Consider the following 21,625-nt stretch of genomic DNA (forward strand, 5'->3'; position numbering starts at 1 on the left):
TATCTTTGTATTCAATATCGGAGTCCAGCCGTCAAAAGTTAACCTTCTTGCTTGAGCAATTTGCATAGATCTTAGGAAAATAACACTAGCGAGCGGTCCGCATCGGATTGCGGCTTTCGCAGGGCACCTTGGTCTGGCAAAGTCCGCAGCCGGCACCCGATTTAGCCTCACCGCCGTTTAACACGGCCCACTTTCGGGATTCCTCACCATACACAAATTTCATGCAGGCGATTTTGTCATGACCACCTTCCTTGCTGATGGCCTGCACAGGGCAGCGAGTAATGCACACACCGCAAATGCCTTTGCTGCACAGCAGGCAGTTTCCGGTGTGGCTCAGGTTCGAGGACACCCTGACATCAGGCGGCACCTGCAGATCCGTTACTACAGACAGCAGACGGATGGCAATTCCTTTCTCGGTGATAAAGCCATCGTTGATACTGAAGGTGCCAAGACCGGCTGCATACGCGATATGCCGTTCCGACCAGTTAGAGACCGGACCACCTGCGGCACCGTGGATGCTGTACCAATCCGTATCCAGCGGCGCCACAGCTCGGTAACCAAGCCCGATCAGATATCCCGCCAAATGCTGCCTTGCCGAACGCACAAAATATTCATCGCCAAAGGTCCGTAGCAGCGCCCACTCTCTGGAGGCTCTTGCTTTTTGCACACGATTGGCCTTGCGGATTGTCTCACTGATCGGCAGCACAACACTGACAACGGTGCCTCCACCAAAACTTCCTGTGCCGAAGGTCCGTTCGAAGGCTTCCTGCGGCGTAGCATGGTCGGAGCCCACCACTGTTTTATACTGCTCAAACAAAGGATCATTGGCCTCTGCAAATTGAATAATCGGTTCCTCGTAGTACGGGCTCTGTAATTCTTCGCAGAAATTGCCCTTGTCTTCGCTCACATAGGCTTTCATCTGAACTGCGATAAGTTCTTTCATGTCCGGTACGGGCGTTACCATCCTGTCCACATCCCTCTTCTTAAGTTATTGTGACTTCTCTCGACTTCCTTGTGGATACCTGTTGACCGATGAATGGCTGCGTTACACATCCGAACCCTTTTCGTGTATATACACGAATGAGTCGGCATACTTCCCTTATTAGGCAAAAGCTAATCACAGTCTCAATTTTTCAATTTTAGATAACAGTGTAGTCAATATCTGCAAATCGGCGCTTCCCAGTGACTCCTGTAAAAATAACTGCGCCTCCTCCCAGAGCTCTGCTGCATCGTTATATAGTGCTTTTCCACTCTCCGTCAGGGTAAGGCAGCGGTTCCGGCTTCCCTCGGCGGATGTATCCTCCACATACCCGCTTTGCTCCAGTGCCTTCAAATTGCGCACAAGCGTGGTTCGGTCGAGTCGCATCTCCAATGCTAATTCGCTTACGCTTACCGGTCCCAGTACCGTTAAATGCTTGAGCAGCGAAAACTGGCTGATATTGAGTCCGCTTGGAGCCAGATACTGGTCATACAGCCCTGTTACAGCCATCGAGGCACGACGCAGATTAATGCATGTGCAGACTGAGGGCGAGTTATTCTGTGATGTTTTTTTGTCTTTCCTTGAGGCAGTCATAGTTCTTAATTTCCTTCCATCTTTTCGTGTAACTACACTATTTCAAAATTCGGGTGCTTTGTCAGGGCAATTTATCACAGTCTCCATTCTCTGCAAATGCAAATAAGTCTAATTCATTGCAGAAAGTGCATCATTTCCAGTCTACAATCAAAAAAAACCATAAATACCTTGCGTTTTAGAATTTAGCTTGTTATACTAATAAAATATGTATTAACCCCATAGGATTCCACGCAAGAAGCTATACTCCTAATACCGCATGGAGCTTCTCCAAATTTTATGTATAACCCTAATGTAGAATTTTGAGCTTTTGCCGAAGATTTTCACATTCACACTGGCGCGGTCATCGGAGCCGCAAGGACGAAAGAGAGGTAGGGCTTTTGTCGTTTGGAAAATGAACAGAGGAATCAGACTGCCCCTTATGAACATGCTGACCATATAATACAAGGTAGCAGGGGTTAAATATATATTATGCCGTCAAACGATGAAGTTTGAGCAGGCCGTGCAGTATACGCAAGCTGCACACATCCTCCGGATGATCCCCGGGGGATTTTTTATATACGGAAAACGTATCTATGAACAAAAAAGTGACCCTGCCGATACATCGACAGGGCCTATAGCTTGATCAAAAAGGGGTTAATAGGGTCATTATAGTCTTGCTTTCTTAAAACTAAATGATATGCACCTTAAAAACTCATTAATTTTCCAGCTATATATCGCTGCTAATAATTCGTCCAATAATCCGTACTACCAGACTGTATCGTTTGGGTAGTAGGGCGTCCAGCTTCCACTTGGGCAGGCTTGTAGGTGGAAGGACGCTCCCATCCTTCCAGTAACACAATATGCTGGGTACCTGTGTTATTTTCCCATGTGATATAGCGCTCTTGTTCCATATGCCGCAATGCGGCTGTAATTTCAGAATCTCGCCTACCCGTTTTTGCTGACAATTCAGCCATTGTAGGCATGTGGCGATGCTGGGCAAAATAATTATACAAAATACGCAGTAACTTCCGTTCCAAATCCGGCAACATCATCTATCCCTCCTGAAAAGAACATATGTTCCTATTATAACATATAAAAATGCACCCTCCTACTGGAAGATGCATACGGGCTTGTATGCCCATGCTGAATTTAGTTTTTTTCCTTCTCCTGACGACCGATAGAGCGCAACCACCAAGAGATTCCTCCAACACTTCCAAGTGCCAGAACCGTCAAGAAAATAATATAAAACAAATGAAATGCACGATCACTCATGGCAATCGCCTCCTCACTTTATGTATACACTTTCCAGCTAAGCCTGTAAACCTCTTTTTGACCCCACAATCACATTTTCGCCAAACATTTGACAATACATACTTGCTTGGGATACATCGGTGCACACTTATTAAAAATGGTTAATATCAAATAGGAGACAGATCAAGGAGGTTATCGAATATGAAGTTTCTATTGATCGTGATCATCATTGTGCTGATCGTTGTTTTGCTCATGAGAAGACGTAGATGAACGAAAACATCCTGTATCGTTAACTAAGAATACAAAAAAGGCTTTCGGTACATCACCGAAAGCCTTTGTTCATCTGAGGTTAAGGCTAAACTACGCCTTGTTCCTTTTGCTATATTTAATAAAAGCAATCACAAGCGCTACAGCAAACAATATTCCGCTGACTACCCATGTGGTCAGAAACGCCATACCCAGACCGACATTAGCCCCCATGGTCGGGTGCTTCATAGCAGTAAACACCGAGCCCTGCATCATAAATATGGTACAGAACAAAACAACGGGTGCCAAAATAATCGTGCTTGCGGTCTTACGACTACCAGATACTGCAATCACACACAGAGCAGAAATCACCAAGATTACCCAATAGATAACTGCTTCCCAAATCGCTGAAGTGCCCACCTGTTCGACCTCTTTTCTATCCATCATTTATGCCTCTTCTATTGTAACAGACGTCACACAGTGAACCAAGCCATAAATTTAATCAGAAAAGGGGTAAACCCTGCCGACAATGTAAATAATGTATGTTAGCAGACAGCCCTACATAGAAGAAATGAGAGGATTGGATCCCATGAGAAGTGCAAGTCCTTTTGTCATTGTAAACGATGTGCAGCAATCGGTTGACTACTACCAATCTGTTTTAGGCGGGAAAATCAAAGTACTGAACAAGCAAGAAGGCAAGCTTTTACATGCCGAACTGCACCTAGGTAGCAGTCATATCCATTTCTCCGACTCCTACGGTAAACCGCTGAAAGCACAGCATGTCCAAATCATTCTCGACTGCGAGAGTGAGGATGAGCTTAAACAGGCTTACTATTCACTATCAGAAAAAGGTACCATCACCGTAGAGCTACAAGATACCTTCTTTGGTGCGCTGCACGGGGAAGTAACGGATCATCTTAATCAGATTGGATGGGTGATGAACTATTTTAAAAGATGACCACGTTTAGCCATAACCGAATATGTTTTGTAGCCACCATCAACGTTCCTTACCCGATAGCCCGATTGGGTCAGAATTCTGGCCGCTAGATAGCCACGCAGCCCGCCTTGGCAGGATACCGCGATCTCCAGATCACGAGGAATTTCCGACATCCGCTCTCTGATCTCGGCCAGAGGAATATGAATGGAACCTGGAATGGTTCCTCCCTGTAGCTCCACCGCATCCCGGACATCAATTACAAGACCACCATTGCGGTGGAAATCGTCAACTTCATGCCATTGTATCGTCTGGACCAGTCCATCCATGATATTCGAAGCCACGTAACCCGCCATATTCACAGGATCTTTAGCTGAAGAATAAGGAGGTGCATAAGCAAGTTCGATATCTGCCAATTCACGGACATTCAAATGACCGCGAATCGCCGTCGCAATAACATCAATCCTTTTGTCCGCGCCATCAGCCCCAACAGCCTGCGCCCCGTAGATCATCCCGGTCTCCGGATGAAAGAGCAGCTTCATCGAAATGGGTGACGCGCCAGGATAATAACCGGCATGTGAACCGGGATGAATATGAATAGCCTGATAAGGAACAGCCAGTCGCTGCAATGTTTTTTCATTGTTGCCTGTAGAAGCTGCGGTCAATGCAAAGGTCTTAATTACGGATGTTCCGAGCGCACCATCATAGGAAATCGCCTGACCATTAATATGATCTGCGGCCAAACGCCCCTGCCGATTGGCTCCCCATGCCAGCGATACCATCGTTGCAAACCCATGATTGCGGTCTTTGACCTGGATGGCATCCCCTACCGCATAAATGGACGGATCACTGGTTTGCAGCTGAGCATTCACCTGAATGGCACCGCGAAAACCTAGTTCCAATCCGCATTGCTTGGCCAGCTCATTTTCAGGCACAACACCAATCGCCAGAATAACCAGGTCCGTCTGAAGCATCTCCCCGGAAGTCAAACGGAGCTGTGTACCCTGTTCTTCAAAAGCTGCGACTCCTTCCTCTAAACGCACCTCCACCCCGTTCAGCTTCACATGCTGTTCCACCAGTTTAGCCATTTCGGGGTCAAGCGGATTCAACAATTGTTGTCCCTTATCCATGATGGTTACTGCAAGTCCACGCTCCCGCAAATTTTCAGCCATCTCCAGCCCAACAAACCCGGCCCCGATTACCGTGGCATGCTTGGGATGCCTTTCATCTACATATGCCTTAATAAGGTCGGTGTCATGAATGTTTCTTAACGTAAATACATTTGTAGCTTCATGTAATCCGGGAATATCCGGTATCATCGGTTTGGCTCCTGGCGATAATACCACAATATCGTATGGCTGCTCATCCGTCTCTCCAGTGATCATATCGCGGTAACGCACAAGCTTATGCTCGCGGTCTATTTGTATTACTTCTTTTTGCACCCGTACATCTATATTAAAACGGTCTCTAATGCCTTGAGGCGTCTGGAGAAACAGCTTCTCCCGCGCCTGGATTGTCCCCCCAATATAGTAGGGAAGACCACAGTTTGCAAAAGAAACATGCTCACCGCGTTCAAATAAAATAATCTCGTCTTCCTCACTCCATCTACGCAATCTCGCCGCAGCAGAAGCTCCACCTGCGACCCCGCCAATAATAACTATCCTCTGACCCATTTCTTTCCCTCCCAATATACCCTATGGGGTATAATATATACCTATGGGGGTATGATGTCAACAAACAAAAAAGGCGAAGGTTGCCCCCCGCCTGATCAAACTCTGAATGAAAACCGATCGGAATCAAAAATCACTTGCGAATGCTACAAAACTTCCCTATCTCACTGGGCCTAACAAGACGCCAACTACTGTTTGTTATTGTTGACTGGCCGCGATTGCCTGCTCCAGATCATACAAAATATCGTCTATCGCTTCGGTCCCAACAGATAAACGTAACAGCTCCGGTTTGACTCCGGCAGCCACCTGTTCCTCTGCATTCAGTTGCTGGTGAGTCGTGCTTGCCGGATGAATAATCAAAGACTTGGAATCGCCTACATTCGCCAGATGAGAAAACAGCTTTACATTCGCAATCAGCTTGCTTCCCGCCTGGCTCCCGCCTTTGATACCAAAGGTCAGGATTGCCCCTTGTCCTTTTGGCAAATATTTTTGGGCTAACTCATAGGATGGATGGCTCGGCAATCCAGAGTAGCTGACCCACTCCACATCCTTGTGACTTTCGAGATATTGCGCTACCTTCAGGGCATTCTGACTATGTCTTTCCAGCCGCAGATGCAATGTTTCCAAGCCTTGAAGCAGCAGCCATGAATTGAACGGAGAAATGGCTGCTCCCAAGTCACGCAGCAATTGCACCCGTGCCTTGATAATGTACGCAATAGGTCCCACCGCCTCGGTGTATACAACCCCATGGTAGCTCGGGTCCGGCTCAGTCAGTCCTGGAAAACGGCCACTCGCTTTCCAGTCAAACTTGCCGCTGTCCACAATCACTCCGCCAATAGACGTACCGTGTCCGCCAATGAACTTTGTTGCCGAATGCACAACAATGTCCGCTCCATATTCGATAGGACGCAATAAATAAGGGCTCGGGAACGTGTTATCCACAATCAGCGGAATACCATATTCGTGCGCAATCGCAGATACTGCTTCCACATCCAGCACATTGCCCTGTGGATTGCCAATCGTTTCGGCAAAGATGGCCTTCGTTTTATCCGTAATGGCATGACGGAAATTCTCTGGATCATCCGAATCGACAAAATGCACCTTAATACCCAATTTGGGCAGTGTGGTAGAAAAAAGATTATATGTACCGCCATACAGGCTGGAGGCTGATACAATTTCATCTCCAGCTCCCGCAATGTTCAGAATGGAGAAGGAAATCGCCGCCATTCCCGAAGCTGTGGCCAACGCGCCAGCCCCGCCTTCCAGTGCGGCGATCCGTTGCTCGAACACATCCGTGGTCGGATTCATCAGACGCGTATAAATGTTGCCAAATTCTTTCAGCGAGAACAAATCAGCCGCATGCTCGGCATCCCGAAATCCATATGAAGTGGTTTGGTACAACGGAACGGCGCGGGAAAAGGTAGTAGGATCAATCTCTTGTCCGGCATGGACAGCGAGGGTTTCGAATGACAGCTTGCGTTCTTCTGACATGATTATTTCCTCCCTTGTTATACGTGCTGTATGAATCGTCTCTTCCTGTATGCGTAGTCATGGATGATTTTTCAATTATTCTCGCACAAAAAGAACGATTTGGGAAGATAATTCTCATTATTCAGGTAGGATATTATTATTTTATTTAAAGCATCAGGTTTCGGCTCGGAAGGTTTTGCCCAAATGCTCACCCAAACCAAAATAATGGCGGAAATTATAGATGAGTGGGCTCCACTTTGCCGGATCAATATGATTCTCACCGAGGATGATATCCTGATGAACATGCACCTGTATGGCTTGGGTTTCGACGATCGCAAAATAAGGAGAGTGGTCAGGAATCCGGACTTCCTTCACCTTGGCTTCGATTTGAATAGGGCACTCCCTGATTCGGGCCGGCTTGACCCTATTCGAGTCAATCGCAATCAGTCCGCTGATCTCATACTTATCTTTTTGATATGTAAATCCATGTTTCTCTTTTTCCACTGGAACGGGATTCTTGCCTGTAAAAGGAGCCAAACGCTCTACATTTTCCCACATGGAAGGCCCAGGAACATTGATTACACATTCGGGATGCCGCTCCATATTTTCTAATGCTTTGCCACCTGTTCCAATGCCTAGTACCACACAATCTCCTAATGCCCACGAGGAGGAAATAGGGCTAATATTGGTCGTTCCATCCTCATTCAGCGTGTTGAGTAAAATCACAGGGGTTCCGTAATATAAAATGCTAGGGGTTATCGTTTTTATACTTGGGCTGTAGTTCATCTGATTTATTTGATTTATTTGATTCATTTGGTCCATGTTCTCTTCTCCTTCTGTTCAGATCTGCCTCCTTATTGTAAAATGTAAACATTTCAACCTTCATCGAAGTATGGATTACAAAGGGGGATGACCGTGCCATGAGCACCAAATCAAATGTAGCCATGATTGCTTCTCTCGTCAGTGAGCCTTCCCGTGCGGCCATTCTCACCGCTCTATTAGACGGCAGATTTCACACGGCAAGTGAATTAGCCCATATGGCAGGTATCAAACCGCAAACCGCCAGCTTCCATCTGGCTAAAATGACCGAGGCACAAGTCGTTACCGTAGAAAAACAAGGTCGGCACCGTTACTATGGCATTCAAGACCCCGAGGTTGCCCAGGTGATGGAGTCACTTTTATCCATAGCTCCACCTGTTCCAATCAAGTCATTCAAACAAGCCTCCGAAAACGAGGCCATACGGTTGGCAAGAACTTGCTACGATCATGTTGCGGGTCATTTAGGCGTACAAATCATGAGTTTTTTCATTCAAAGGGGGATTCTTTCCGAGGATCAGGACGGACTTCATATTACCCAACAAGGAGAGATTTTCTTCGCTGACTTTCAGATAGACCTCAAGAACACAAGACAAAAGCGTCGCTCCTTCTCACATAAATGCCTGGATTGGAGTGAACGACGCCATCACCTTGCCGGTGCTTTAGGAAGTGCTCTTCTGGACAGATTATTCGAATTACATTGGGTCGAGCATCTGCCCACAACCCGAGCGATACGCATTACAGCCGAGGGTAAAAGAGGTTTTAAAGAGGTATTTTCGATAGAGATCGGCTAGATAATCATAGTCTAATGCTTTTCTTGTTCTGTATTGGATGTTATGACCGGAGACAAGGACCTTTGTTTTCTGGTCAATGGCCGGACATAGGCATAATTGTTTTTTGGAGCCTTTCCTTTTGCCACACCTGCCTTATATCCTCCAGCAGCAGCCGGAATGGCAACCAAAGTCCCATAGGTTCTCATCGCCCGTTCAATTGGGAAAGATACAGAACGCGTTCCATCGGTAGATCCGGCAAAATGAACCGCGGCTGCATAATTGTTCAACCGATCGTTACTGTCATTCAGCCATACGGAACCCGAATCTCCAGGTCCAGTTCGCCCCTGGGTAAAACGAATGACGGTTTGATCACGGAAAATCTTGATTCCCGAATCGCCCCTCACTCTTTGCTCCACGCCAATCGCCTCCACAACTCCTCTGGCGAAGCCGTTTGTTTTAGCCATTCTTTTAAACGTCATCCCCAGACGATAGCTCAATAAGTGCCCAGGTACGGTAATGAGACCACCACTTTGGTTAATCAGATACCTCGGATTAAGCAGACTATTTGAATTGGCAATAGCTATGGCAGAGTCCTGAAAGTTAACACCTGTCGTAGTAAGCGGGACAAATTGAAAAGCTCTCCCGATCTGATCCGCCGTTCTACCCCCATCTGCCGGAGAAGGCTGAATGGTATTGTGAAATTGGCTTGTATTCGTTGGGACTAGAACATGGGCATTACTCAAAATAAACAAAGTATTATTCTTAATAACAATGAGTCCTCCGGTCCCTCCTGCAGTGGCGGGAACCGTTGTTCCTACACTGACTGCACCGGGCACGGGGCGCCATCTTTGGCGAGGGTTTGTTTGGGTAGGCGTCGCCGCTTCCCTTTTGAAGGAACCCACACCTAAAATTCGGATAGGTACCGCAGAAGCCCGACTTATATTTTGGGTTACTGCTTGTAATTTGGTTTGCGACACAGCCGAAAGATTTCTCAAGGTGTATAACACAATCGCCGCACCCTTTGCCGGTCTATTGGGATCAGCATAACCTACTCCAATTCCTGTTACTCCGTTTCGCTTTAGCATCGTTCGCCAAATCCGACTCTTCAACTTGAAAGCTTGATAAAAGGTAGCCACAGCCACATGCATCTCCTTTTCATAGTCAATGATTTATATACATATGACTAATCGGCACATCATGACTGTGCGTTTCCCCAGAACAGTGAAAAAGGTGTGGGCTAGAAGCAAACGACTGCTTTTATTGATCAATCTTCCTGAAGAACTCTACCATTTCGTTAAATGATTGCTGCGCTGAGTGTACGTGATATCGGGTAGAGTAGGGGTCACTGAATCCGTGCTGTCCGTTGAATTTATGTACCCGGATATTATAGTTGTCTAAAGTTGAAATGAGCTCATCTACATTAAATGATTTTTCTTCCTGCGGGAAAAAAAGCAGTGTTGGACAATGTGGAGTTATTTCCAAATAATTTCGAATACGAGAGCCATAGTATCCTACGATTCCATCAGCATATTTTTCTTTGCTACACAACCAGGCAATCGTTGCCCCGATGCTAAATCCGACGATAAATACCTTTTTATAACGAGCTCGAATACTTAATAATACACTTTCGATATGATAGGAAGCGCGTTCAAATCCTACATTCCCCATAAAATGGGCATAGGCAGCCTCCTCTTGCGAATAATCAAAAGGCGTTTCTTTGCCTATCAAATTTGGACAAATGACGTCATAACCCTGACCCGATAATAAACTACAAAAATTTTGTATATGCTGGTTAATCCCATAAATCTCATGCAGCACGACAATTAGGGTGTCCGATTTTTTATCTATGCTTATCATGTTGCTCCCCCAAACAGGTTTGAATATGGTAAAACAAATCCTCCGGATACATATATTTATACTTAGCGCCACTTCTAAGGATAACCGGTTGAACAGTTCAATGGATACAACCAGTGCTGCTCGAATATACGCTCCTCGAGCACTTGGTAAGCATTATTCATACTTTCCAGCCTCCCTTTTTTAGAAAATACTATATCCAATATGATCATTTCGCTATATATTTTTGGTTAAAATTCAGAGAAATGCTTCTCATATACATACTCATCAAGTCAGTTTCTGCATCCTCATCCTATGATATAATTCCTTCAATATCATCGTATGGAAGGATGGTGCAGATGTCGGAACAGCAAGTATACGTCCGATTCCCAGAAGAGGTGGACGTCACAGAATTGACAGCGATGTACAGACGCAATCGCGAGTTCTTTGATAAGTTTTCGCCAAACCACCAAGAAGAGCACTATACGGAGGAGCACCAGCTCCAAACGATTATTAAGAGTAAGGCTGACATGGTGGAGGATCGGAAATATTCCTTCGTGGTATGCCACAAGGAGGACGACCGGATTATAGGTAGCATAGGCCTATCGTTTGTGGTGAGGGGACCCCTTCAGAGCTGTATGATCGGATACAGCCTAGACCAAGCTTATAACGGCAAGGGTTATATGACAGAGGCGGTGAAGCAGGTGGTTCGCTACGCTTTCGATGAACTAAAGTTTCATCGGATCGTCGGAGAAGCCTCCCCTCGGAATCCAGGATCCATCCGTGTGCTTGAGAAGGCTGGCTTTCACAAAGAAGGCATTTCTCGAAGCAACGTAAAAATTAATGGAAAATGGGAGGACCATCAGGTTCTGGTGATTATAAATCCATCAGAGGATATCTAAGTTTAGTGAACGCTAGTAGAGCCGAGAGGTGTAGTAAATACCGGAGGATCGGAGTCAGAATTAACGGCAGCCAATAATATTGGACAACCTAACAGAATACGTTAGTGGAATAACAACAGCGGCAGTCTAAGACTTTATTTTTTTAGTCTTAGTCCGCCGCTGTTTGATTTTTTTGCTCAATCTAAAACTTTATTTCCAATGCACATTTCACAGAAACTGTATTCGTTTTGCAGAGGAATCTCAGTGCATGATTTCATTTTTATTCACCTTAACACCGGATAAGGACTGATCAAACATATCGAGAATAAAAAGAAACCTCTCAGCCTCACGAAATACATGATCAGCTAATAAAGGATGGATAATGCTTTTTATTCGACACTCGTCGATCAAATCACGCGCTGTTTTCTTAAAATCTCGCAAGGACTTCACAGAGATACGGTTTTCATCCACAAATTGACTCAGAAGTGGAACCGTCTGCGACTGTGGGCGCATATAACTTAAATCAATCGCTTGAAACATCAGTGTATCAAAATCATTACTAAACTCCCTAGCTTGTTCAACCAGTTTACGTTCGGAGGGATCCAGTAGATGGCCTATGAATTTTGCGTGATCGGCCATAATCTTTAAGAAAAATACATTTTCGTCAATAATAGCATCAGGTAAGGGTTCAAGCGTTCCTGAATTGAGTTCCCCTAAACGATTTCTGAAGTAATTTGCTTCCCGGCTTACGTGATCTACCAGTAAGGGAAAATTGGTTTGCCCAGGAAGTTTGCATTGTAATATAAGGCCCAATACCATTCTCTTAAATGCCCAAATATTCGTCGCCGCGTTCTGAACTTCCGTATTAAACTCTCTAATTGTATAAGGATCTGTGTCAGTCTTAAATTCATACGATCTTTTCTCAATATCCTCAAAAATGGAGTAAAACCGATTGGCTTCTGTTTTAAGCTGAGTATCTTCTGCTCTAAAACCTAACCCCAGAAAAAAGGAATGCTCCTTCATGATCCTCGACCAAAACCGTATTTCATCTAATGAACGCGCCACGAATGCATCCAATCATATCCCTCCTCTATGTGAGCCAAAAAGCACCTACTTAGTCATATGGGATATGCCAGGTCATTATGATTATCAAAGTTCCACGTCTCATACGAATCTAATTCTGAAAATTAAGCCGGAGTTATTAGATCATTCAGGGTTTTCTCCTGCTACCAGGTTTACGCGAAACTCAAGCTGGTTTCTCATAAAAATTTTACCTGCTATCTTGACCGATTCTGGCTTAATCTCCTCTACTATTCCCCCATAGTCCTCAAATGTCACGCGTAATTCCTCATCAACGGACACCACATATACATGCCCCTGGACCAAAGCAGCTCCAAACAACTCCATGTCTGTCTTCAATATTTTATATGTATGTTTCACAACGATCACCTCAACTATTTTCATTCAGTAAATTATAAATATCTTCCTTCTGCAATAAACATTTCTGCGTATGTTACTTATGTTCCTCCGAAACAAATTAATTTCCATAATTATACTCATATTTGAATATATATCATTTAATGTTTGGACAATTATCCCAATCCAGTTCTATAATTCACTTGTTATTACATAATTTTAGGAGGAAGCCATGAAAAATATTTATAAAAAACTAGGAACAATAATGTTAGCCCTTCTCATTGGAGCTTCGATATTCTCATTGTTCCCCACCGTTACAAAAGCTGAGACTACAAATGTGACTTGGACGAATGGATCTTTAGTAGCTTCTCTTGATGGGTCAGGAACAAGAGACAGAGCGAACATGGGGAAAACAAACGGGAAATGGTATTGGGAAGTAAAAGTAAACAATGTTGCCTCATTCGTAGGAATAACAGGTGAATCAGATCAAGAGACTCAAACTATTTATGGAAATAATGGATCGATTTACAATAGTATCAAATCACCTGTAATTATAGGTTACAGTTCTGGCTTTGGGAATGGTGACGTTATCAGCATCGCATTGGATTTGGATAACGATAAAATTGTTTGGTATAAGAATGGGGCTTCCCTCGGAGCTAATTCCATTAAACCATCTGAACTAGAGGGGACGCGGGTTTTCCCTGTGATTGCAAGTGGAACTGGTACGAAAATAAATTTTGAAGCTAATTTTGGAGCAAGTGATTTTAAATATCCAGTTCCTGAAGGATTTTTGCCTTACCAAGAATCCGGTACATCTACAACACCTGATCCATCAACAAAACCCGACCCATCTACAAATCCTGATTCGTCTACAACGCCTGGTTCATCTACAACACTTGATCCGTCGGATACAGATGGTTCCTCACCAACTGGTGACCGCGCCATTCTGACTGTAACGATGGACAATGGATTTGATAAAGAATTCGAACTGAGTAAGAAAGAATTGAATGCCTTCATCGCTTGGTACGACGCTAAAGATGCCGGCAGAGGTGCTTCATTCTTTGCCATCGATAAACATAATAATAACAAAGGTCCTTTCAGCAATCGCAAAGACTATGTAATCTTCAACAAAATTCTCACATTTGAAGTAAGTGAGTATTCAACCAAATAAACATTATGAAGGACTTCATATCGGCTAATACGCTAATGAAGTCCTTTTTTTATATACTTTTTAGGCAAAAAGTTTGCCACCGCTTAATTCAAAAAAAAAGCGCAGCTTCCAAAAAGCATGGAGGCTGCGCTTATATTTAACTAAACTGCTCTTGAATGAGTGCAAAAAATCAAACTACACTTGGCTTCCAACTTGGTTTGGATTAATATCCATATTTTTAGTGTACACCTTGTTATTAATGAGACTGATGATACTGTTAACAATAATTGAAGTAAGTACCGTTAACAATGTTAACCACAACAAGATCAAGATAGATACCTTGGGGAAGAAAACAATACTCTGAAAATAATAATAACAAAAAAAGGTGTGGGTTAACCAAATATTCATTGAATTTTTACCCAGGTAAGCGAAAGGTCTGGTTAGTTTTAATTTATTCATTAAATGAATACTAACGAGGATAACTACAGGGGCTATGATCATATCAATCGTTGTCTTCTCAAACCATTGACTCGTAGTACGAAAACGGAATAATAGCACAAGAACAACAATATCAAATAGTATATTATTGAAAATAATAGAATTATAAATCTTATTCATCCATGAGTACAATTTATATTTCGCAAAGAACAGCCCTATCATAAACGGCAACTGCCAATACATAATGCTGTAATAGTTTCCTTGTGAATATGAATTATAAAAAACTAGGCCAGCAATTAGAAGGGTTACCCATGTGTTACGTTGGAAGGCTTGGAAGGTGACCGGAAAAATCAATAGCAGCAGAATATAATCATATAAAAACCACCACTCACCATTATATGAACTGGATAGCGCTATAAAATTTCGCAAAAAGTCCATGATTGAATTATGTTGAAATCTATCGGAAGTTCCAAAGAAGTACAAACCCACCGGAATAAAAAGTAAAAAAACAACCCAGTAGTTTATCATAATTTTGCTTAATCTTGTAAAGCTTTTCTGCATTAAATGCTGTGGATTTTGAACATTGCTCTTATATAAACCATAACCACTTAAAAATAAAAAAATAGAAATAGCGATCTGGCCAAAATGCCCTAAATAGAACTCTCCTCTTTCATGAAATAAACTAAATAATGAAACATAGTCGTACTTTAATCTGTCAGGAAAAGCAAAAAGATGATGAATCAAAAGTAGTATTACAGCAATCCCTTTCGCAATATTTGTTTCTACAAGCTTTAATTCCTTGTCATGGTGCACAGAATATCCTCATTTCTAGTTGTATTGGAATAGAGATATATTAGCACAAACAAATAATATAAAATATTTATTTTTTTGAGCACCATATCACATCCCATTTTTATACAAAAAAAAGGGGGAGTATAAAAAACAAAAAAAAGCTTTCCATAGCCACCCTTGGGGTGATTATAAAAAGCTAATCTGCTTTGCAGCGTCTATAGCGCTCGCTTAAAATTTTTCAGGGAACTGTTTGACAATGCCTTCTGTCAGGATGTCCGCTAGGTAAATCATATGGATCTCATTTTTATCGGTTGCTGCAATATCTGCTTTCCAATCTCCTTTGAGACAGTTAAGGACTATTTCCGTAATCAACTGAAGGTGCGTGTACAGCATATCTTGTAGTGTTTTGAACTGCCAGTTCGGATTCGCTTCACTTAAAAATTTGGCAATATCGTCGGCGTTTGCATGCCAATCCGCATCTAGCTTTTTCATATCCGCCTGATTGCCCGCTTTGGCAGCGGCTACAATTTTTCCTGCGATCAGAATATGCTCTCTCAGAAGGTCAGCCAGCTTATTACCGGCAGCTTCCCCATAATAAGGCTTGATCACATTGCCTATATCCTGCTGGTTCCGTAAAAGCCGGTCCAATACGTCCTTTTGGTCCGGGCGATTAGATATGGCGCTGACAATATAGCTTCTCGTCCATATCGTATGGTCGATCCATACCTTCTGCATATCTCCTTTCAGTTGCACCATTTTGGGACTTAGGCAAGTGAAACCCTTTTCCTCACCCGCCTTCGCTTGCGAGACTACTACCGGAGTCATGCTAAAAACGAACGTCAAGGTTAACGACAATGCCAGTAACCATTTATTTTTCATATTCATCCGCTCCTCTTACGTTTGGAATAAACAGGCTGTCTTATTATGGTTGAAGTATACGATTCTATGCGCAGGAATATTTATAGCTTTCAGCCGTTACCATCTAACATGCTGATCACCCTCGTAACGATCTTACAAAAACATGATTTCGTATTTCAACACACAAAAAAGGCCTGCCGGCGCTTAGCCAGCAGAGCCCATGATTCCATGGTCCAAGTAAAAGAAGCAATGCTGATGAACAAGCTACGTCCTGAAGTAGCCGTATACTCGTTTCGATGCTAGATCCTTTTGGAGAATAGGCCATGCCGATGGGCATGAACTATTTTGCCCGGTGGACCGTCAGGTTGACCCGATTCGTCTCACACATAAATGTGGAGAGATGAACAGGCTCATCGTTTGCGTCAAAAGCAATTTTCAATATCCGGAACAAGTTCGCTCCAATATCACATTCAAGCAATTTCGCATAATCTTTGGTCGCACCGATTACATCAATGATCTTATCATTACTCACGATTTCGGTGTTATAATCCTCCGACAGAATCTTGTAAGTCGATTCTTTCATTGCGATCTTCTTTTCTAAATCCGGAAACCGGGTGAGTGAATAATGGGCTATATCATAGAAAAGCGGGCGGTCATCTACATACATCAACCGTTCAAGCTCCAACACAGGGCTGCCTTCTTCAATAAGAAGATGTCCAGCCACCTCTTCAGACGCCGGGATTACTTCGCTCCTTAATATCCGTGAGTTTGGGATCATGCCCAGCTGGTGGCTGAACTCTGAGAAACCGCTTACGGATAACAGTTCATTATGAAATTTGTTGGAGGCCACAAAGGTGCCTCTACGAGGAATTCGCGTCAGGGTTCCTTCCCGCACGAGTTCCTCAATCGCTTTCCGTATGGTGATTCGGCTTACACTATACGTATCACAGAGCTCTGCTTCCGTTGGAATCTGTTCATCCGGTTTGTATCGTCCGTCCTGGATATCGTTCTTCAACATTTGCCTGATCTGCATGTACAGCGGCTGGGGGGTTGAAGGATTCAAATTCATGGTAAATTCATCCTTATCCATCAATGATTATAATAAGTATTATACATTGATGATCATCTCCAGTCACCATGCACCGAAATAACCTATCGTCTTCCCAGCTGTGATTGCCCCAAGCTCCAGGCAGTTCTCCGTTGAAAACCCTTTCAATCGGCCGTAAATAAACCCGGCAATGAAGGAATCCCCAGCTCCCATCGTATCTACGACGTTCACCTTACCCACGCCGTGCGGAAAGAATTGTTCCCCGTCGTAAGCAAGCGAACCGTTCTCTCCCAAGGTAGCTACAGCAATCTGTGCTCCTCTTTGCTTGACCTCTACCAAGAGCTGGCGAATATAATCATCATCCTGAGTGTACGAAAAGAATGGATAGTCTACATAGGGCGTTAACGTCAGTACTCGATCATCCTGCAACTGATCCGAGAAATCAAAGGAAGTGATCAGGCCCTTTTCCTTAAAGAGAGGAAAGTACGCATCGGCATGACCCCATATCCCCGAGTGGACAAGCTGATAATGTCCAGCAAAATCGAGCTCTTCTGCTGTAAGGAAAAATTGTGCCATAACTCCCTCATCGTAATCGCCGAACCTCCGGTCATTCTCCACCATCTCCACGTAAGTTACCGCTGTTTTTCCGTCCTTTTTTGAAATCCGGGAAGTATCCACACCCTTGTCCTGAATAGCCTGGATCATGATCTCCCCATAAATGTCGGTACCTACCCAGCCCAGATACGCCGTCTTTGCACCCATTTCAGTTAAATAGACGGCAACATTCACCGGATTGCCTCCAGGATAGGCTTTGCCGCTTGCTTGATAGACATCCATGCAGTTATCCCCGACTGTAATGATTCTCATCTTGCTCCCGCCTTCCCTGCTATTAAAGAATGAGCACTACAAAGTAGTGCTCAAATCAAATGCATCAATATAGAATGAACTAAAGACTGCGTATCTTAATATTCCATTTGGCGATAGTATCTTCTAAGTGTTAACGGATGATTTCTCTCACGCTCCAGGTAGGCGCTGATACGGCTTAGTACAGACCAGTTGATACTTACGGCAAAATGCTTTCTGAACTCCTCGCTAATGCCTTCCATGGCAAAGTCTTTGGTATCAATAATGGTCAGCTTCTTCGTAATCTTCTCGGCGAATCTCTCCACCCGATCCATCAGAGGTCTGGTCTCATCTTCGCCTTTCAGCAGAATAACACTGGTATCTTCAACCACAAGCTCAAGCGTGCCATGGAAGAATTCCGCCGCATGAATCGACTTCGCATGAATCCACTGCATTTCTTCCAGGATACACATCGCGTAGGAGTAAGTATTCCCCCACAGGTTGCCGGAGCCAACCATCATATGATAGTCAGTATCTTTATGTTCTTTTGCAAAAGCTTCCGCTTTAGGGTCAAAGGTCTTGACTGCGTCCAGAATCGCACGCGGCAATAAGGCAACTTCCTTCGTGAACTGCTCATATTGAGGGAACTCATTGTTGTTATACATGAACCGGAACACAACCATGTACAGGAGCATGAAGAATGTATCGAAGGAATGTTTCTCCGAGCCAGTAGTGATGCAGTGATCTACAATTTTGGTTAACGGAGTGTCCCTTTCTGCCACAAGTGCAATCGTAGTCGCTCCCCGTTCCTTACAGAACTCGGCTGCCGCAACAGTCTCCTGCGTGGTTCCTGACACAGATGTAAAAATACACACGGAATCCTTACTGAAATGTCTGTTGTTCATCACCATAAACTCAGCGGCAATCTCTGCATGCACATCAATGGTCGAGTTTGATTTCAGAATATACTCATAAGGATACATCATCGCAATTGTGCCACCCGCACCAATCAGAAAAATATTGCTGTACCCTTTCTTGGCAATCCCGTCTACAATCTCTTCAATTTGTCCTCTAAAGGCCAGGCCCTCTTGCTCCACAAGCTTAAGGAATAACTGTTCGTCAAAATTCAACATTTACGTTCCCTCCCTAATACTGGAGCGGCTCCTCTCCAATATCATCCAATTTTATTTGTTATATATAGTAGTATAACCAGACAATACAGTTAAAACAACTCTTTTTGTAAAATCTGAAGGAAATCAGTAAGTTAGAGTTCGCTCCCTTCATTTCATCCGGGCTAAATGACTATATTGCTGCTGTCATGACTGCTTTTAGATCCATACTTCTTCTCCCAGTAGTAATACACAGGCAGACCCGTTGCGATGACTATCGCCGCGGCAATCATGCCCTGCACTGGAGCCCACGTAAAGGTTCCCCAAGCCAGCCATCCTGCCCCAAGGATAGCGAGAATAGTGGTTACTCTCCACATTGGCATGCGGTAAATCGGGTTATAATCCTCTCTCTTACGGCATTTATAGACTGCGGCAAAATCCATAATGTTAATGACCAGCTGAATCAGCGTGAAATAACCAAGTAGTTCAGTTAAATTGCTGAAGAACACAAGAATACAGGCTAAGGTAACCTGGGCAATGATCGAGAAGCTTGGTGTTTCGAATTTAGGATGAACTTTTGCAAAACGCTGAAAGAACAGCCCATCCTTCGCCATAGCATATTCCAGGCGAGGCTGAAACATAATGCAAGAGCTCAAGGAACCCAGGATAACAATAATCGCAGTAACGGCTACAAAGGATGAGGCCATGCCGGATAATCCGGGAATATACTTGACGGCGTCGGACACAGCGGAGCTGGAACCCATCAGTTTATCGAACGGCATTAAGCCAGTGACACATACCGCAAGCAGCGTATATAGACCCAATACAATCAGTACCGAACTAATTAATGCCCGAGGGAGAACTTTCCCTGGATTTTTGAATTCTCCAGCCATAAAACAAATGGCGGCCATTCCCGTGTAAGCCCACGTCGTGGCAGATACGCCACCGATTAAGCTTGAACTTGTCGCTCCTGCGGCGGGTGTGTAAGCAAAGTTGTCAAAGTTCATGTACATGAGGCCCAGCACAATGACAATCAGGAAAGGGATGATTTTGATAGCCGTAATAATGACTTGAAAACTACCGCCTGCCTTGACACTTCGATAATGGATGGACGTGATGATCAGAATGATCGCTACTCCTAGCAGTTTACCGGCAATTCCAACGAAGAAAGGGAAGAAGCTCGCCAGGTATGCAACAATGGCCAGAGCCATAATTGAAATGGACGGAGGATCGAGGGCCCAGAAGGTTGCCCATCCGTACAGAAAGGCCAAGGGCCTCCATCCTGCTTTATTCAGGTATACGTAACCGCTTCCATTTTGCGGGTAGGCAGTCGCCAATTCGGCCAGCACCATGACCTGCGGAATCGCAATAACCCCACCAATAATCCAGGCTAGAATTGAGATCGAGGGCATACCCGCAGCTTTTGCGACATCACCGGAAGAGACAAAGATTCCGGAACCTATCGTAGTTCCAACAGCGATGGCTAGGGCCGACCAAAAGCCCAGTTTTCGTGTAAGTGAGCTATTACTCATAACGAGTTCCTCCAAATCAAGGTGATAAGAATTGCATTCCCCTTATTTTCCTGACCGATTCCCTAAGTGCTTCCTGCGGATTCTGATAATAATTGAACCCCATAATTTCTAGTGTACAAGCTCCCTCGTAATTATGGCTCTGAAGACTGGTTAGATATTCCCGCCAATTCAGCACCCCATCATCGAGAGCCAGATGCGCATCAGACGAGCCGTCACCGTCGATCAGATGAAAATGAACCATCTCCGGGAGTAAGGAGAAATAATCTTCGGGTGTCTCGTTAGCGAGTTGCATCGCTACGGTGTCGATCATCCCTTTTAATGACGGGGAACGGATCTCCTCCAACATCCTCTTGATTCCCTTAGCATCGATAATTAGATTCGATTCGAATCGGGTCAGAGGCTCCAACGCTAAAGTCATCCCTTCCTTCTCAGCCACCCTGGATATCTGATAGATGGAGTCGCTCGCATATTTCCATGATTCCAATTGCGGTACAGCGAAGTCTCCTATTCCTGAAGTCACAAGCATCATATCGGTCTCCAGCTCCAGCGCCGCGTACAGATTATCTATGAAGTAATCGATGCTCTTCTGCCGTAGCTGGAGGTCAGAAGCGGCAATATTGAAGGGATAGACACACTGTTCCGGCGTATAACAGACGACCTTCAGGTCTCGGGATTTCAGTTGCTGCCTCACACGCCTCAAGTTGCCAAGAACATTCCGGTAGACGTACAAATGAGGCTCGCCCGCCCACAGCTCGATGTGCTCGATCCCGAGCCCAGTCACTTGATCCAGGAAGTGCTCGAAAGGAAAATGCCTATACGTAATATTCATTCCGGCAATCTTCATTTGCTTCACCCCCTCTCATGTAAGCGCTTTTAATTGTTATGTCTTGTATTATAACTAGGAGTTACAAAGATTTCAATGTCTTTTTGAAAATAAATTAAAAAGTCATTCAGCCGGTTTCTATGTGGGTTGCTCAGCTCCTATAGGAGCAAAAAAAGCAAGCCTCAACGAG

23 protein-coding genes are annotated in these 21,625 nt (G+C 44.3%); 4 read left to right on the top strand and 19 right to left on the bottom strand.

The genetic code is table 11. The features are described from left to right. Positions 1 to 85: 85 nt before the first annotated feature. The 5 genes from ACU1JV_RS22540 to ACU1JV_RS22560 all read right to left on the bottom strand — a co-directional run bounded on the left by ACU1JV_RS22540 (position 86) and on the right by ACU1JV_RS22560 (position 3,496). The gene (locus ACU1JV_RS22540; protein WP_413987445.1) at positions 86 to 964 is read right to left on the bottom strand and encodes a (Fe-S)-binding protein; all 879 of its coding nucleotides are present in this window, start codon (positions 962 to 964) and stop codon (positions 86 to 88) included. 153 nt (positions 965 to 1,117) lie between these two features. After that, positions 1,118 to 1,573 carry a MarR family winged helix-turn-helix transcriptional regulator gene (locus ACU1JV_RS22545; protein WP_014599429.1) on the bottom strand — a complete coding sequence of 152 codons (456 nt, stop codon included), beginning with the start codon at positions 1,571 to 1,573 and terminating at the stop codon, positions 1,118 to 1,120. A gap of 719 nt (positions 1,574 to 2,292) precedes the next feature. Next, on the bottom strand, positions 2,293 to 2,601 hold the full coding sequence (locus ACU1JV_RS22550; RefSeq protein ID WP_337684207.1) for a hypothetical protein: 309 nt from the start codon (positions 2,599 to 2,601) through the stop codon (positions 2,293 to 2,295). Positions 2,602 to 2,701: 100 nt separating this feature from the next. Further along, positions 2,702 to 2,824: a hypothetical protein gene (locus ACU1JV_RS22555; RefSeq protein ID WP_255305280.1), complete on the bottom strand. Its 123-nt coding sequence runs from the start codon at positions 2,822 to 2,824 to the stop codon at positions 2,702 to 2,704. Between the two features lie 339 nt (positions 2,825 to 3,163). Beyond that, entirely contained in the window at positions 3,164 to 3,496 is a 333-nt protein-coding gene (locus tag ACU1JV_RS22560; protein WP_192442979.1) for a hypothetical protein, read from the bottom strand. A 142-nt stretch (positions 3,497 to 3,638) separates the two neighbouring features. On the opposite strand from ACU1JV_RS22560, the gene ACU1JV_RS22565 reads away from it, so the two are divergent. After that, on the top strand, positions 3,639 to 4,007 hold the full coding sequence (locus tag ACU1JV_RS22565; RefSeq protein ID WP_025676223.1) for a VOC family protein: 369 nt from the start codon (positions 3,639 to 3,641) through the stop codon (positions 4,005 to 4,007). Here the strand turns inward: ACU1JV_RS22565 and ACU1JV_RS22570 are convergent. The 3 genes from ACU1JV_RS22570 to ACU1JV_RS22580 form a co-directional block, all read right to left on the bottom strand. Beyond that, entirely contained in the window at positions 3,992 to 5,656 is a 1,665-nt protein-coding gene (locus ACU1JV_RS22570; RefSeq protein WP_413987444.1) for an FAD-dependent oxidoreductase, read from the bottom strand. The genes ACU1JV_RS22565 and ACU1JV_RS22570 overlap by 16 nt on opposite strands. Positions 5,657 to 5,851: 195 nt before the next feature. Further along, a complete protein-coding gene (locus tag ACU1JV_RS22575; protein ID WP_264218053.1) occupies positions 5,852 to 7,144 on the bottom strand; it encodes a homocysteine synthase in 1,293 nt (430 codons plus the stop codon). Positions 7,145 to 7,297: 153 nt separating this feature from the next. Further along, on the bottom strand, positions 7,298 to 7,936 hold the full coding sequence (locus ACU1JV_RS22580; protein WP_264218083.1) for a flavin reductase family protein: 639 nt from the start codon (positions 7,934 to 7,936) through the stop codon (positions 7,298 to 7,300). Between the two features lie 107 nt (positions 7,937 to 8,043). Here ACU1JV_RS22580 and ACU1JV_RS22585 point away from each other — a divergent pair, with 107 nt between their 5' ends. After that, positions 8,044 to 8,733: an ArsR/SmtB family transcription factor gene (locus tag ACU1JV_RS22585; protein WP_013369161.1), complete on the top strand. Its 690-nt coding sequence runs from the start codon at positions 8,044 to 8,046 to the stop codon at positions 8,731 to 8,733. Between the two features lie 11 nt (positions 8,734 to 8,744). Here ACU1JV_RS22585 and ACU1JV_RS22590 read toward each other — a convergent pair whose 3' ends face one another. Both ACU1JV_RS22590 and ACU1JV_RS22595 read right to left on the bottom strand, forming a co-directional pair. Continuing rightward, complete coding sequence (locus tag ACU1JV_RS22590; RefSeq protein WP_446724679.1) at positions 8,745 to 9,848, bottom strand: hypothetical protein; 1,104 nt, start codon at positions 9,846 to 9,848, stop codon at positions 8,745 to 8,747. Between the two features lie 121 nt (positions 9,849 to 9,969). Further along, complete coding sequence (locus ACU1JV_RS22595) at positions 9,970 to 10,569, bottom strand: dienelactone hydrolase family protein (RefSeq protein WP_264218056.1); 600 nt, start codon at positions 10,567 to 10,569, stop codon at positions 9,970 to 9,972. A gap of 335 nt (positions 10,570 to 10,904) precedes the next feature. Between ACU1JV_RS22595 and ACU1JV_RS22600 the strand changes: the two genes are divergently transcribed. Continuing rightward, positions 10,905 to 11,447, top strand: a complete 543-nt coding sequence (locus ACU1JV_RS22600) for a GNAT family N-acetyltransferase (RefSeq protein WP_413987442.1) — start codon at positions 10,905 to 10,907, stop codon at positions 11,445 to 11,447. A gap of 240 nt (positions 11,448 to 11,687) precedes the next feature. Here the strand turns inward: ACU1JV_RS22600 and ACU1JV_RS22605 are convergent, their stop codons facing one another. Both ACU1JV_RS22605 and ACU1JV_RS22610 read right to left on the bottom strand, forming a co-directional pair. Further along, positions 11,688 to 12,503, bottom strand: a complete 816-nt coding sequence (locus tag ACU1JV_RS22605) for a DUF2935 domain-containing protein (protein WP_013369156.1) — start codon at positions 12,501 to 12,503, stop codon at positions 11,688 to 11,690. Between the two features lie 129 nt (positions 12,504 to 12,632). After that, positions 12,633 to 12,890, bottom strand: a complete 258-nt coding sequence (locus tag ACU1JV_RS22610; RefSeq protein ID WP_165083478.1) for a hypothetical protein — start codon at positions 12,888 to 12,890, stop codon at positions 12,633 to 12,635. 184 nt (positions 12,891 to 13,074) lie between these two features. Here ACU1JV_RS22610 and ACU1JV_RS22615 point away from each other — a divergent pair, with 184 nt between their 5' ends. Further along, complete coding sequence (locus tag ACU1JV_RS22615; protein WP_413987441.1) at positions 13,075 to 14,013, top strand: SPRY domain-containing protein; 939 nt, start codon at positions 13,075 to 13,077, stop codon at positions 14,011 to 14,013. A 174-nt stretch (positions 14,014 to 14,187) separates the two neighbouring features. Here ACU1JV_RS22615 and ACU1JV_RS22620 read toward each other — a convergent pair whose 3' ends face one another. From ACU1JV_RS22620 to ACU1JV_RS22650, 7 genes are all read right to left on the bottom strand, one after another. Next, positions 14,188 to 15,243, bottom strand: coding sequence for an acyltransferase family protein (locus tag ACU1JV_RS22620; RefSeq protein ID WP_040102263.1), 1,056 nt, complete (start codon positions 15,241 to 15,243; stop codon positions 14,188 to 14,190). 207 nt (positions 15,244 to 15,450) lie between these two features. Beyond that, on the bottom strand, positions 15,451 to 16,101 hold the full coding sequence (locus tag ACU1JV_RS22625) for a glycosyltransferase (RefSeq protein ID WP_185156547.1): 651 nt from the start codon (positions 16,099 to 16,101) through the stop codon (positions 15,451 to 15,453). 319 nt (positions 16,102 to 16,420) lie between these two features. After that, positions 16,421 to 17,149: a GntR family transcriptional regulator gene (locus tag ACU1JV_RS22630; RefSeq protein WP_327196986.1), complete on the bottom strand. Its 729-nt coding sequence runs from the start codon at positions 17,147 to 17,149 to the stop codon at positions 16,421 to 16,423. Positions 17,150 to 17,212: 63 nt separating this feature from the next. Next, the gene (gene frlD / locus ACU1JV_RS22635) at positions 17,213 to 17,995 is read right to left on the bottom strand and encodes a fructoselysine 6-kinase (RefSeq protein WP_413987440.1); all 783 of its coding nucleotides are present in this window, start codon (positions 17,993 to 17,995) and stop codon (positions 17,213 to 17,215) included. 95 nt (positions 17,996 to 18,090) lie between these two features. Then, positions 18,091 to 19,104, bottom strand: a complete 1,014-nt coding sequence (locus tag ACU1JV_RS22640) for an SIS domain-containing protein (RefSeq protein WP_031462745.1) — start codon at positions 19,102 to 19,104, stop codon at positions 18,091 to 18,093. A 161-nt stretch (positions 19,105 to 19,265) separates the two neighbouring features. Then, complete coding sequence (locus tag ACU1JV_RS22645; protein WP_040102267.1) at positions 19,266 to 20,612, bottom strand: amino acid permease; 1,347 nt, start codon at positions 20,610 to 20,612, stop codon at positions 19,266 to 19,268. 16 nt (positions 20,613 to 20,628) lie between these two features. Further along, a complete protein-coding gene (locus tag ACU1JV_RS22650; protein ID WP_413987439.1) occupies positions 20,629 to 21,456 on the bottom strand; it encodes a TIM barrel protein in 828 nt (275 codons plus the stop codon). Positions 21,457 to 21,625: the final 169 nt, after the last annotated feature.

The sequence above is a fragment of the Paenibacillus sp. T2-29 genome (genome assembly GCF_052921365.1).